Origin of the sequence: Sinomicrobium pectinilyticum (genome assembly GCF_003725735.1) — a bacterium.
GTDB classification, from domain to species: Bacteria; Bacteroidota; Bacteroidia; order Flavobacteriales; family Flavobacteriaceae; genus Sinomicrobium; species Sinomicrobium pectinilyticum.
Genome location: NZ_RJTM01000158.1, coordinates 34,149 through 47,879, shown reverse-complemented (window position 1 = coordinate 47,879; position 13,731 = coordinate 34,149). Strand labels below are relative to the sequence as shown.

The following is a 13,731-nucleotide window of genomic DNA, read 5'->3' as shown; positions in this document are numbered from 1 at the left end:
CCCTGCGGGGGGTACCCCCCGCAGGGGAGAACAACCAGACAGAGTTTAATTTACAGACCCGTCGAACTCGTGCTAATGAGGATTTATGATGACTTTTAACCCGCATGAGAGCCTTCTTATTATTACATCCGTTTTGGGAACTACTTTTTGTTTTAACTTGGTCCTTTATTTCGGATATCACAAAAGGGCGGCATATCTCTTCTTTGCCTTTTACTGTCTTTTCCATATTTTTAAAATCTACCTGAAGACCTTTCCGGAAGGAGAAAAACTTGTCCCTTTTGTTCCGTTGACGACATCAGATTTCATTTACCTGTCTGTGCTGTTAGGAATGGTTTCGTTAAATACCTTCCTTTTATATCACTTTGCCCTGTCATACAAGAGGTATATGGTGATATTGTTGCTGGGGATGTCTGCCGTCTCTTTTTTTATACTTGAAGAAAACACCTATATTTTGATGAGCCTTGGAGTTGCATTCCTTCAGACCTTATGGGCCTGGAAAAAGAACAGGGAAGTCGGCATCGTCCTGTGTGGTGTTACAGGCTTTTCACTATGTGTAATATTAAGGGTGACGGGATATATGCCCTATGGGTATTTTATAGGGATCATTTTTTTTATTTTTTGTATGTTTTTATCAACAGGGATAGAACTTGCCAGGCAACAAAAGGAACATAAGCAGGTTTTGTTGAGGTCCTTCCGGTTGGAAAATCAGCTGTTGAAAAAAAGTATTCAGCCCCATTTTCTGTTTAATTCCCTTACCTCATTGCAGGAACTGGTGGAAACCGATCCTGTAAAGGCAGGTATTTTTCTGGAAGATTTATCAGGTGAATTTGAACTGTTCTCCACGATAAGCCATAAAAAACAGATACCGGTAACAGACGAACTGAAGCTGGTACGGCATTATCTCGGTATTATGGCTGTCAGGAAAAATGCAGTATTTAATCTAAATACCGAAAACCTGGACGAAGAAGAAAGCATACCCCCGGGAGTTTTTCTTACCCTGGTAGAAAACGGCATTACACATGGCTACGAAAACCGGGGAACCGGAAATTTTACCATAAGCGAAAAGAAAGACAAAAACTCCCGGCAATACACCATATTTAATGACGGGGCCGGTAATGGCGCAGTATCAGATAGAGGTATGGGGATTCCATATGTAGTGTCCAGGCTTGAAGAATCCTATGGAAAGAAATTTGATTTTTCGTCTTTCCCATGTCGCGGAGGATGGATGGCTGTAATAAAGATCTTTTTATGATACGGATTTTGATTTGTGAAGATGAAGTACTGATATCAAATCGCTTAACACGGTTTGTGCAGGAAGTTACAGCGGTTCAGGTGCATATCTGCAAGGTATATTCTGTAGGGGAGGCAGAAGCCTATCTGAAAAACAACCCGATTGATTTACTTTTTCTGGATCTCAACCTGCATGGCAGAGACGGTTATGAGGTGTTGAAGACATTTATTGCAGAACCGTTTCATACTATCGTTGTTTCCGCATATACCGACAGGGCTATCGAAGCATATGAATACGGGGTGATGGATTTTATCGGGAAACCTTTCAGAAAGGAACGTATAGCTAAGGCTATCAGCCGGTACCTGGAGGGGGTTCCGCCCCGGGAGAGAAACTTAAAGCGTCTGTGCGTAAAAGGTAAAAAGGGCCTGGAATTCGTAGAAACGGGAAGTGTAAAATTCATTCGGGCATCCGGGATTTATGCCGAACTGCATTTGCTTGACGGGAGAAAAAAACTTTATGACAAACCACTGAACCAACTTCTGAAGATATTACCGGATAACTTTCACCGCGTTCATAAGTCCTATGTTGTCTGCCTTACTGAAATACAACGGGTACAAAAGGAAAAGGCCAACAGCTATTCTCTCGTTCTGCGGGGAGGAGATATTGTACCGCTGAGCCGGAATAAAAGAAAGGAAATATTGCAGATAATATCCCTGGACTGATATAGAGGATATCTTGCCGTACGGTTCGGAAGCTTATACTACACTTTACAAGTTTACACCTCTTTTCCCGGGAGGTTTTCTTTTTCTTTGATCCGGAAAACAATTGTATAGTAACAAAAAAGCTGACACAAATGAAAACAATAATGATTTTTGCAGGACTTGCACTTACCGGTATGATGTCCGTATACGGGCAGCAGAACGTTTTTGCCTTTTTCGAATACGATATCCGGACAGATAAGGAAGATGCTTTTATAAACGGGTATACCCGTGACCTGGAATGGCAGCGGGCACAGGGGGACGACTGGTCCTGGATAGGCTGGTTTGTACAAAATGGTAGCAGAAGGGGCCGCTTTGTAGATGCCACACCGGATCATACATGGGCGGATTTCGATGACTGGAAGGTAGATGGTGCTGAAAATTCACAGTACAACCGGATACACTGGCTGCCTTACGTGAAAAATCCTTCAGGGTCGTATAAAGAAATCCTGGCGATGTACAGTAACTATAAGGCGGACTGGTACAAGAGTAAATATTTGCAGGTGTATTATCTTCATACTAACGGTACGGACGACGGGAAGAATATAATGGCCTATCTGGCTCAGGTCAAACCGCAGTTGAGTAAAAGGCTCGGAGGGTTGTCCTTTATCTGGATGAAAACAGTCTCAGGGGGCAATCCGGCCACCTATTTACTCTTTATAGCATTGAATAGAACAGAAGATCTGAAATTGTGTGATGGGATATTCCGTATATCGGAATCCGGAAACCCGGAACGCAAATACGAAGGGTTGATCAAAAATATTGAATCCGAATTATGGGTATACAGTGCGGAACTCAGCCTGTTTCCCCATGCTGGGGAATAAAAAAAGATCAAATGTACATACATTTTTTTCAGCAGACAGTGCTCCTGGTTATCCTGTACCGGATAATGTCATTTAACTTTTATCAACAATAACCAATAAATAGTGTTTTTTATTTATCAATTTGGCTTTTTGTGTGAATTTTACTCTTTATTTTGGGGTATTTCATTGATAAATGGATAAGATAGTACCAGGATTAGCTAATATTTAAATACCTCCTGGTTCCGAGTAATTATACTTTTACAAGTGTTAAATATACACGTTGTAGTTTGTGTCGAACATTCTCTGTTTGTTAAGAACAATGTGAGGCTAACTAAAGCAAAATCTAACCGGTAAAATTTTAATTATGGAACAAACAAACTTATCCGTTAAGTTCTTTAGCAGGGATGGTTTCAGGAGAAAATCCTGGTATTTTCTTTTCTTCCTATGCTGTTCTTTTACCACTTTCGGCCAGCAGGTTATAAGTGGTACGGTAAAAGACGATCAGGGGATCCCCATAGGTGGGGCTTCCGTACAGGAAAAAAACACATCTAACGGTGCGGTCACCGATTTTGACGGTAATTTTAGAATTACCGTACAATCGGAAACATCGGTACTGGTGGTGTCGTATATGGGGTTCAAGACCACAGAGACTGAAGTAGGGTCGCAAACTACAATAAATGTCGTTTTGCAGGAAGACCTTCAGAAGCTGGATGAAGTTGTGCTCATAGGTTACGGATCACAGAAACGGGCCGATGTAACCAGTGCAGTAGCTTCGGTGAAATCGGAAGATTTCATTCAGGGTAATGTGAAAGATGCGGCACAACTTATCCAGGGTAAAGTTGCCGGACTTACTATTTCCACACCTTCGGGAGATCCTACTTCCGGATCGCAGGTAAAATTAAGAGGAATATCTTCCTTATCCGGGGGGACAGCTCCGCTGGTCCTTGTAGACGGGGTACCCGGAAGCCTGAATACCGTTGCACCCGAAGATATCGAGTCCATTGATGTACTCAAAGACGGTTCCGCTACGGCTATTTACGGTACACGGGGTACTAACGGGGTTATTATAATTACTACCAAATCAGGTGGTTATAACATGAAACCCACCATAGAGTATAACGGCTATGCTTCTCTGTCTACGATTGCCAGGGAACTGGACTTTATGAATGCTTCTGACCTCCGTAGAAGATGGGAAGAAGGATATACTTTTGTCGGTGCTAATGTAAAGGATTACGGGGCCGATACCGATTGGCTGGATGAGATAACCAGGAACGCCTACAGCCAGGTTCATAACCTTACTTTTCGGGGAGGGAACGAAAGTACCAGCCTTACGGCGTCCCTGAACTACAGGGATATAGAAGGGATATTTCTGAAGTCGGACAATAGAAAATACACCGGAAGGGTAAATGTCGCTCATTCCATGTTTGACAACAAGCTTAAAACTACTGTCGGTTTTATAGTCAGTGAACAGGTATATAATGCCCTCGGCGACGGTACCAGTTTTAATCCGTATATCTACCGGCAGGCTTTGATACGGAACCCTACGGAGCCGGTGAAAAATCCGGATGGCACCTGGATGGAGCGGGATGAATATTTTTATGACAATCCCGTGGCTTATATCATGGAAACCCTAGGAGAAAACAGGGAAAGAAATGTTCGTTTCGATTTCAGTTCCAGTTATAAGATCAACGATAATTTCACAGCCAAGGCCTTATATGCCCGCAGGGGGAACTCGGAAATAAGAGGTTTTTACCAGACTAAGAACCACGTTTCTACAGTAAAATATTCGCAGGGAGGTTTTGCTTCCAGGGGAGCTGATAACTACATCAACAATTATGGTCAGCTTACCCTCGATTACAACCAATCTTTCGGTAAACATAAAGTAACTGCCCTGGTGGGGTATAACTATGAGGACGAAATGAATGAAGGTTTCTGGGCAAACAACAGTAACTTTCCGACGGACGGATTTACATATAACAACATCGGCACCGGGAAATGGCTCGAAGAAGGCAGGGCCGGAATGGGAAGTTATAAGAATTCCAATAAACTCATAGCTTTCTTTTCCAGGGTAACCTATAATTTTGACGATCGCTATCTTCTTATGGCCAGTTTGCGGCGTGAAGGGTCTTCACGGTTCGGTGCAAACAATAAATGGGGGTATTTTCCCGGGGTTTCCGCAGGTTGGCGTATTCATGAAGAATCTTTTATGGACAGTTTTACCTGGCTGGATAACCTGAAGCTCCGCGCCGGGTTCGGGGTAACCGGAATCAATGCCGGAAGCAATTACCAATCTTTGAGCGGACTTACCTATAGTGACTATTTTTTGTATAACGGGGAGTGGATACGCCAGTTGGTCCCCAACCGGAATGCTAACCCCAATCTGAAATGGGAGAAGAAAGAGGAAGTCAATTTCGGTCTGGATTACGGTTTCCTGGATGGGCGGATAAGTGGTACGGTAGATTATTACAGCAGGAGGACAAAGAACTCGCTGCATAATTACAGCGTGCCTACACCCCCGTATTTTTACAATCAAATGAGTGCCAATGTAGCCGAGATTAAAAATTCAGGTCTGGAAATACTATTGACTGCCATACCGGTTAAAACCGATAATTTTCAGTGGACGGCAAACCTTACCTATTCTACGAACAGTAACGAGATCGCCTCCCTGTCCAATGCCGAATTTCAGCTGACCAATGATTTTTTTGATACCGGATATGCCAGTGAGCCCATACAGGTAAGTACACACAGGGTACAGGAAGGTCAGCCTATCGGTAATTTCTTCGGGTGGAAAAGTGTTGATATAACCGATGACGGCATATGGCTGATAGAAACACGCAACGGGGATATAGTCCCCTCCACGGAAGCCACTTCCGAAGACCGGCAGGTTATGGGGAACGGCCTCCCTAAATCCTATTTCAGCTGGAACAACACCGTACAATACAAAAACTGGGATTTTAATGTCAATATCAGGGGGGCTTTCGGTTACCAGATACTCAATTTCCCGAGAATGTACTATGAAAATCCTACGGTGGATTACAACACACTTAATTCCGCCTATAACAAGATATACGGAAAAGTGGTGCTGAATGATGTTCAGAGACTGGTAAGTTATTATGTAGAAGACGGAGACTTTCTCAAATTGGATAACGTCACTATAGGGTATACGTTGCCGAAATCAACACTTAAGTTCGTGGAGAACTTCAGGATATATGCTACCGGGTTAAACCTGGCAACGATCACCGGATATAAAGGTATCGATCCCGAGGTCGATACGGATGGGCTGGACCCCGGTATTGACGAAAGGGACAAATACCCTTCTACCCGGACTTTTTCATTAGGAATCAACCTCACTTTTTAAATACGGACAGCTATGAAATTTTTTGTAAAATATACGAAGATTAAGAAGACGGGAATATGGATGTTGACTATCGTGTCGGTATTGGTCCTTACGGGATGTACCAACCTGGACGAGGAAGTATTTTCCGAGGTTACGGAAGACACTTTCGTACCTGCCGAATCAGATATCATAGCGCTTATGGCATCTACCTACACGCCGTTGCGGTTTGTGATGGACTGGCAGGGATATTTCGACCTTCAGGAAGAATCTGCCGACATCATAGTAACACCTACCCGGCCCAACGGCTGGGATGACGGAGGGGTGTATAAAAGAATGCACTGGCATAAATGGGATAACCTGCAATGGCAGCCCACAAATACCTGGCGCTCCTGTTTCCGTGGTATAAACAGTATAAACCGGGTGATTCTCCAGGTAGAATCCGGACTGATCCCCGTAGATGAACAACAATCTGCCGAGATAATAACCGAAATGCGCGCATTACGTGCATTGTACTACTCCATGCTGTTGGATACACATGGTAATGTCCCCATAATAACCGATTACGGAGAGGAATTACCCGTGCAGAATACCAGGAAAGAAGTATTTGATTTTGTAGAAGCGGAGTTACTGGAAGTCGTCCCCTCGCTTACCGATAGTGTGGCAACGATCTCTTACGGACGGATGACCAAATATGCAGCATATCATACCCTGGCAAGAATATATCTCAATGCGGAAATATATACCGGTACTCCGCAATGGGAAAAATGCATCAATGCCTGTGATGCCATTATCAACGACGGGAAATTCAGTCTTGCTTCAAGCTATAAAGATATTTTTGCCACTCAAAATGATAAAAATCCGGAAATGGTCTTTGCCATCCCGTATGATGCCATATATGCAGGGCAATGGACTGCCCATATGAAAATGCTGCTTCCGGGACACCGAAATGTGTTCAATATGGAGGCACAGCCCTGGGGAGGCTCCAGCTGCAATCCGCAGTTTATAGACAGTTATGAAGAAGGGGATAACCGGTTGCAGGATACCTGGCTTATGGGAGACCAACGGAATATAAACAGCGGAAATGTGGTGATGACATTGACCAAAGAGATGCCGAGCCTGGAATTTTGTGAGGCTACGCAAGGATTTCGTTGCGGAAAATACGAAATAGAGGAAGGGGCCACAGGCGCATTAAGCAATGATTTTCCGTTCTACCGGTATACCGATGTACTGATGATGAAAGCCGAGTGCCTGCTGCGTATGGGGCGCAGCGAGGAAGCGGCACAGATAGTTTCGGAAATAAGGATGCGTTCCTTTGATAACCCGGAAGACGCTGTGGTTACCGGTGCCGAGCTGGAAGGAGATACCACAATGGAATACGGCACACTGGATACGGAGGGAAATATAGATGAACCCGGTGATCAGTCCCCCGTACAATACGGCCGGTTTCTCGACGAGTTGGGATGGGAATTCGCCTGCGAAGCCAGAAGAAGGACCGATCTTATCCGCTTCGGGGTCTTCCAGACCAAAAACTGGTATAACCATAAACCCCAGGGAGACCATACCGTGCTTTTTCCTATCGGCCTGGAGGAATTGAATACCAATGCCAATTTAAAACAGAATACCGGATATTGAAATAAACCAAGTTCTCATAGTAATTTGATTAGTTTCGTGCCCCCGGCACGCAAAAAGGCGAATGTTTTTCATTCGCTTTTTTGCTAATACCGTGCCCTGTACTGGGATGGGGTGATGTGCTTTAGTTCTTTGAACTTGCGGTTGAAATTGGTGATGTTCTGAAATCCGCACATTTCCGAAATAATAGAGATAGACAGCTCCGGGTTCCGATAAAGCAGTTTGCAGGCATGTTCGATCCGTATCTCGATCAAAAACTGGAAAAAGGTCTTGTTCGTACGTTTTTTAAAATACCGGCAAAAAGCATTTTTACTCATATTGGCTTTTTCCGCAACAGCGTCCAGAGAAATTACTTCGTTAAAATGCTCCATGGCATGCTCAAATACCGCACTCATGCGCTTCCCTTCATCATCCGTATATTTTTTTCGGTATACAAAAGAAGACAAAGGCTGTTTTTCGGCATCCGTAATAAGACGGATGATTTTTAAGAGAGAGCCTATACGCTCTATCTTGCTTTCTTTTTTCAGTTTATTAAAACGTTTGATGATCTTTTTCTGCCCGGACAGGATCTTGATACCGTATTCCGCCTCTTTAAAAAAGAGCTGTGTATCCGTTAAATCGGGAATAGTGAAAAAATCTTTTCCGAAAGACGTTTTGGTGAAAAAAAGCGTGTACATTACAGATCGGGGAGATGCCTGCAGGTCGCTGCGGAATACATGCGGGATATTTTCCCCGATGATAAGGATGTCATTTTTTTTGTAATGATTAATCGTATCACCTACAATAAGTGACCCGGCACCTTCGACAATGAAGCTTATCTGGATTTCTTCATGCTGATGGAGCTGGTCATAAAAAGCTGTTTCATGGTCTTCCTGGTACACCAGGGCTTCCTGTTCGGGCTTCGGGATTTTAAAGGGGAGGACTTTCAAAACATTAAATTTTTGTAAATATTACTAAAAAATCACGTGTAAGTCAATATTTGTGGTAATATAGTATTAGTATGTGCTAATAATTATTTATCCGGGCTTTTTCATAACCTTTATTTTTGTTGAAAAATTAATTAAGATGACACTAAAATGGGAAGGCGTAATGCCAGCAGTAACCACAAAGTTTACTGACGACGACCAGTTAGATTTGGTCACTTTCAAAAAAAACATCGAAGCGCAGTTAGCTGCAGGTGTAAGTGGTATTATCCTAGGGGGGACCCTGGGAGAGGCCAGTACTTTGACAAGTGACGAAAAAGAAACCCTTATCAAAGAAACACTGAAAATTGTAGACGGAAAGGTACCGGTAGTAATCAATATCGCCGAACAAAGTACCAGGGAAGCTATCGGAGTAGCCCGAAAAGCAGAACAATTGGGAGCTAACGGGCTGATGATCCTCCCTCCGATGCGCTATAAGGCCACGGATTATGAAACTGTAGTGTATTTCAAGGAAATCGCAAAAAGCACCTCACTCCCTATAATGATCTACAATAACCCGGTAGATTACAAAATAGAAGTTACTCAGGATATGTTCGAGGAACTTCTGGAGTTGGAGAATATCCAGGCAGTAAAAGAATCTACAAGGGATATTACCAATGTTACCCGCTTTAAAAACCGTTTCGGGGATCGTTTGAAGATACTCGGAGGGGTAGATACGCTGGCACTTGAAAGTCTGGCTGCCGGCGCGGACGGATGGGTGGCCGGGCTCGTGGATGCCTATCCGGCAGAGACGGTAGCCATATACAAGCTGGTAAAAGCCGGTAAACTGGATGAGGCCATAGCCATCTACCGGTGGTTTATGCCGTTACTGGAACTGGATATTTCCCCGCAGCTGGTCCAGAATATCAAACTGGCCGAGGTGGCGACCGGTATCGGTACGGAAAATGTAAGAGCACCCCGTTTGCCGTTGCAGGGAGCAGAACGGAAAAGAGTTCTGGCCATCATAGACGAGGCCATGAAAACCCGCCCGGAATTACCGGATTATTTAAATTTATAATACTAAACCCTAAAACAAGAAAGCTATGATTACAGGTAAAAATTATATAGGAGCAGAGCTTTCCGCTATAGGACAAGTAACCTACAAAACCGTAAACCCGGAAACGAATTCGGAGAATGATACCGTGTTTTACGAAGCTACGGATGAAGAAGTAAACAAGGCGGTCACTCTGGCCGCAAAAGCTTTCAGAACGTATAAGAATACAAGCGATACGGACAGGGCAACATTTCTGGATGCAATTGCAGCAGAACTGGAGGCCATAAAAGAAAGCCTTACTGCTATTTACAGAAAAGAATCCGGTCTTCCCGAAGGGCGTGCCAATGGTGAATTTGCACGTACTACCGGACAACTCCGGGCTTTTGCCACAATGCTCAGGGAAGGCTCATGGGTAGAAGCTATTCTCAATTTTTCGGAAGGGAAACCCGATATCCGCCGCATGCAGATCCCCCTGGGGCCCGTAGTGGTTTTCGGGGCAAGTAATTTCCCCTTCGCTTTTTCCACGGCAGGCGGGGATACTGCAAGTGCCCTGGCTGCAGGATGTCCGGTTGTTGTTAAATCACATCCTCTGCACGCGGGGACCGGAGAACTGGTTTCCTCGGCGATCATCAAAGCTGCCGAAAAAACAGGGATGCCGGATGGAGTATTCTCCAATCTTAACAGTAAAGGTATCGAGGTCGGCCGGACACTGGTACAGCACCCCCTGGTAAAAGCCGTAGGCTTTACCGGAAGTATCAATGGAGGAACTGCATTGTGCAAACTGGCAGCCGAACGGGAAGAGCCCATACCGGTATATGCTGAAATGGGAAGTGTTAATCCCGTGGTTGTCCTGCCTTCCGCTTTACAGGAAAAAGCTGCATTCTGGGCAGAGCAGTACGCGGGATCTATCACCGCCGGAACCGGACAATTCTGTACCAATCCCGGGCTGATACTGGGAATTAAAAGCGAAGCTTTCGATAAATTCACCACAGTGCTCGGAGAAGCAATTTCCAATATAGCCCCGACCTGTATGCTGCATCCCGGTATCAAACAACAATACGATAAAAATAAACAATATGTATTGTCTCAGTCCGGATACAATGAAGTAGCCGCACCTGATCTGAAAATCGGGGAGAATTATGCTTTACAGCATGTTATTTCGGTAGACGGAGAGGTGTTTTTAAAGAACAAGGCTTACCACAAAGAAGTATTCGGGCCGTTTTCAGTTGTTGTTCAGTGCGAGGATAAGGCACAACTTACGGAAGTACTGGAACACCTGGAAGGGCAGTTAACCGGTACGGTCCTGAATGAGAATGAAGCGGAATTATACGAATTTGCCGAAACCATCGAGGCTCTGAAAGGCCGTGTGGGACGGTTGATCTTCAACGGCGTTCCTACCGGCGTGGATGTTTGCGCCGCAATGACACATGGCGGACCCTTTCCGGCGACATCGGACAGTAAATTCACCTCCGTAGGTCTCACTGCCGTGAAACGATGGGTACGTCCGGTATCGTACCAGGACTGGCCGGATGCATTATTGCCCAAGGCATTACAAAATAATAATCCTTTACAGATTATACGAACCATAAACGGAAAAGTGACCAGAAACGCTGTGTAATCAATGGCGAGAAAAACCTTTTTTTGTGTAGATGCACATACCTGTGGTAACCCGGTAAGAGTGGTTGCCGGCGGTGGCCCTTTTTTAGAAGGTGCCACCATGAGTGCAAAACGTCAGCATTTTTTAAAAGAGTACGATTGGATCCGCAAAGGGCTCATGTTCGAACCCCGCGGCCACGACATGATGAGCGGAAGCATTTTGTTTCCGCCTGCCGATCCGCAAAATGATGTCGGTATTCTTTTTATAGAGACCAGTGGCTGCCTTCCTATGTGTGGTCATGGCACTATCGGGACCGTGACGGTGATGATAGAGGAGGGACTCGTAATCCCCAAAGTACCCGGAAATCTGCGCCTGGAAACACCGGCCGGACTGGTGAAGGTTACCTATACACAGGAAGGAAAGAAAGTCACTTCCGTAAGGCTGACCAATATACAGTCGTACCTGGCAGAGGAGAATATTACTGTGGAATGCCCGGATCTCGGTAGCTTAACAGTCGATGTTTCTTACGGGGGAAATTATTATGCCATTGTCGAGGTCCAGGAGAATTTCAGAGGGCTTGAGCATTATCAGGCCAGCCAGCTGATAGCCTGGAGCAGGGAAATGCGCAGCCGTATTAACGAGAAGCATACCTTTGTACATCCCGAAGACCCGACCATTAACGGTTTGAGCCATATTCTGTGGACCGGGGCTACGCTGGATAAAGAAAGTACAGCCAGGAATGCTGTTTTTTACGGGGACAAAGCCATAGACCGGTCTCCTTGCGGTACGGGGACTTCGGCGCGAATGGCACAGTGGTATGCCAAGGGCAAGCTCCGAAAAGGGGATGAATTTATTCATGAAAGTATCATAGGAAGTAAATTTATCGGTCGTATAGAAGAAGAATGCGAACTCGCCGGTAAAAAGGCTATAGTGCCCAGTATAGAAGGCTGGGCCAAAGTAACGGGATACAACACGATCATTATTGATGATGAGGACGATCCGTATGCCCATGGTTTCCAGGTCCTGTAATAAAGCATAGAAGATTGAGAAAGACAATTATCATAGGTGGAGGAATAGCCGGACTTTGTTCGGCATATTACCTGGTAAAAGAAGGACATCAGGTAACCGTAATAGACCGCGGGGATATTTCTGCGGGTGCCTCTTTTATCAATGCGGGCTATCTTACCCCAAGCCATATTATTTCACTGGCCGCTCCGGGAATGGTCAGCAAGGGGCTCCGGTGGATGTTCAACAGCAGAAGCCCGCTGTACATAAAACCACGCCTGGACCCGGATTTTATAAAATGGGGACTCCTTTTCAAAAGGTCGGCTACGGCACAGCGGGTAGAAGATGCCATTCCCGTGATTAAGGAACTCAACCTGAAGAGCAGGGACCTGTACGAAGCTATGCTGGATTCCCTGGACTTTGAATTTCATTATGGTCGCGAAGGTGTCCTGATGGTTTATAGCGATGCAAAAGCCGAAGAAGAAGAATTACATCTTGCCGAAAGGGCCCTGAAAGAAGGACTCGAAGCCAAATGCCTGAACAAGGAGGAACTCCGCGCCCTGCAGCCTGTATTTTCCGACCGTGTACGCGGAGCGGTTTTGTACGAATGCGACAGGCATATCACCCCCAATGAATTCATGGAAAACCTGAAACAATGGCTCGTTAAAAAGGGTGTTGAGTTCCGGTTACACCAGGAAGTTACGGATATCAGGACTTCGGGGAATAAAATTGTCGCGGTACAGACCGGCCGGGAAACTTACGAAGGTAATGAGTTTGTGCTCGCTGCCGGAAGCTGGACATTTCCCCTGGCTAAAAAACTGGGATTGTATATTCCGGTACAGGGAGGTAAAGGATATAGCATGAATGTAAAGCGGGAAACCGGCATCACCATGCCTGCCATACTAACGGAGGCCAAGGTAGCCGTAACCCCCATGCAGGGTTTTACCCGGTTTGCAGGAAGTATGGAGTTTTCCGGTAATAATGATTATGTCCGGAAAGAACGTGTGGAGGCTATTGCCGATGCCGTAACAAAGTATTACAGCGGAATAGAAATTAATGCCGGGGAAAGAGCTGCGGCAGTTTCCGGGTTGCGACCCGTGTCTCCGGACGGACTGCCGTTTATCGGGAAAACGGCAAAGTACAACAATCTCACCGTGGCATCCGGCCACGCCATGATGGGGTTCAGTCTCGGGCCTGTAACCGGTAAACTGGTCAAACAGTTGGTAACCGATGAAAAACCGCTTATGGATTTATCACCTCTGAGGCCGGAACGGTTTAAATAAGCTTTTGTGGCTTTTTAGATGGCAACATTAATTTTCCTCAATTAGTTCCGGCCCCGTAAATTTAAAGGGGTGAACCGGGACAAACCCCCGTTAGGTAGAGGTAATAGTGCTCTTCCGGGGAAACATGACCGG

The 13,731-nt window shown here is 45.3% G+C and carries 10 protein-coding genes; 9 read left to right on the top strand and 1 reads right to left on the bottom strand.

The features are described 5' to 3' along the window. Positions 1 to 85 precede the first annotated feature (85 nt). The 5 genes from ED312_RS20825 (at position 86) to ED312_RS20805 (ending at position 7,761) form a co-directional block, all read left to right on the top strand. On the top strand, positions 86 to 1,252 hold the full coding sequence (locus ED312_RS20825) for a sensor histidine kinase (protein WP_123217951.1): 1,167 nt from the start codon (positions 86 to 88) through the stop codon (positions 1,250 to 1,252). Then, a complete protein-coding gene (locus tag ED312_RS20820) occupies positions 1,249 to 1,953 on the top strand; it encodes a LytR/AlgR family response regulator transcription factor (RefSeq protein WP_170164583.1) in 705 nt (234 codons plus the stop codon). Before ED312_RS20825 ends, ED312_RS20820 begins: the two co-directional genes overlap by 4 nt. Before the next feature lie 131 nt (positions 1,954 to 2,084). After that, a complete protein-coding gene (locus tag ED312_RS20815; protein WP_148044344.1) occupies positions 2,085 to 2,813 on the top strand; it encodes a hypothetical protein in 729 nt (242 codons plus the stop codon). A 343-nt stretch (positions 2,814 to 3,156) separates the two neighbouring features. Next, positions 3,157 to 6,150: a SusC/RagA family TonB-linked outer membrane protein gene (locus ED312_RS20810; protein ID WP_123217948.1), complete on the top strand. Its 2,994-nt coding sequence runs from the start codon at positions 3,157 to 3,159 to the stop codon at positions 6,148 to 6,150. Between the two features lie 12 nt (positions 6,151 to 6,162). Then, positions 6,163 to 7,761, top strand: a complete 1,599-nt coding sequence (locus tag ED312_RS20805; RefSeq protein WP_123217947.1) for a RagB/SusD family nutrient uptake outer membrane protein — start codon at positions 6,163 to 6,165, stop codon at positions 7,759 to 7,761. Between the two features lie 83 nt (positions 7,762 to 7,844). Here ED312_RS20805 and ED312_RS20800 read toward each other — a convergent pair whose 3' ends face one another. Continuing rightward, on the bottom strand, positions 7,845 to 8,687 hold the full coding sequence (locus tag ED312_RS20800; RefSeq protein ID WP_123217946.1) for an AraC family transcriptional regulator: 843 nt from the start codon (positions 8,685 to 8,687) through the stop codon (positions 7,845 to 7,847). Between the two features lie 136 nt (positions 8,688 to 8,823). Here ED312_RS20800 and ED312_RS20795 point away from each other — a divergent pair, with 136 nt between their 5' ends. The 4 genes from ED312_RS20795 to ED312_RS20780 are packed head-to-tail and all read left to right on the top strand — an operon-like array spanning position 8,824 to position 13,599. Beyond that, positions 8,824 to 9,738 (top strand): dihydrodipicolinate synthase family protein, encoded by a 915-nt coding sequence (locus ED312_RS20795; RefSeq protein ID WP_123217945.1) that lies wholly within the window; start codon positions 8,824 to 8,826, stop codon positions 9,736 to 9,738. 25 nt (positions 9,739 to 9,763) lie between these two features. Then, the gene (locus ED312_RS20790; protein ID WP_123217944.1) at positions 9,764 to 11,332 is read left to right on the top strand and encodes an aldehyde dehydrogenase (NADP(+)); all 1,569 of its coding nucleotides are present in this window, start codon (positions 9,764 to 9,766) and stop codon (positions 11,330 to 11,332) included. Between the two features lie 3 nt (positions 11,333 to 11,335). Further along, entirely contained in the window at positions 11,336 to 12,340 is a 1,005-nt protein-coding gene (locus tag ED312_RS20785; RefSeq protein ID WP_123217943.1) for a 4-hydroxyproline epimerase, read from the top strand. A 14-nt stretch (positions 12,341 to 12,354) separates the two neighbouring features. Next, positions 12,355 to 13,599 carry an NAD(P)/FAD-dependent oxidoreductase gene (locus ED312_RS20780; RefSeq protein WP_123217942.1) on the top strand — a complete coding sequence of 415 codons (1,245 nt, stop codon included), beginning with the start codon at positions 12,355 to 12,357 and terminating at the stop codon, positions 13,597 to 13,599. Positions 13,600 to 13,731 lie beyond the last annotated feature (132 nt).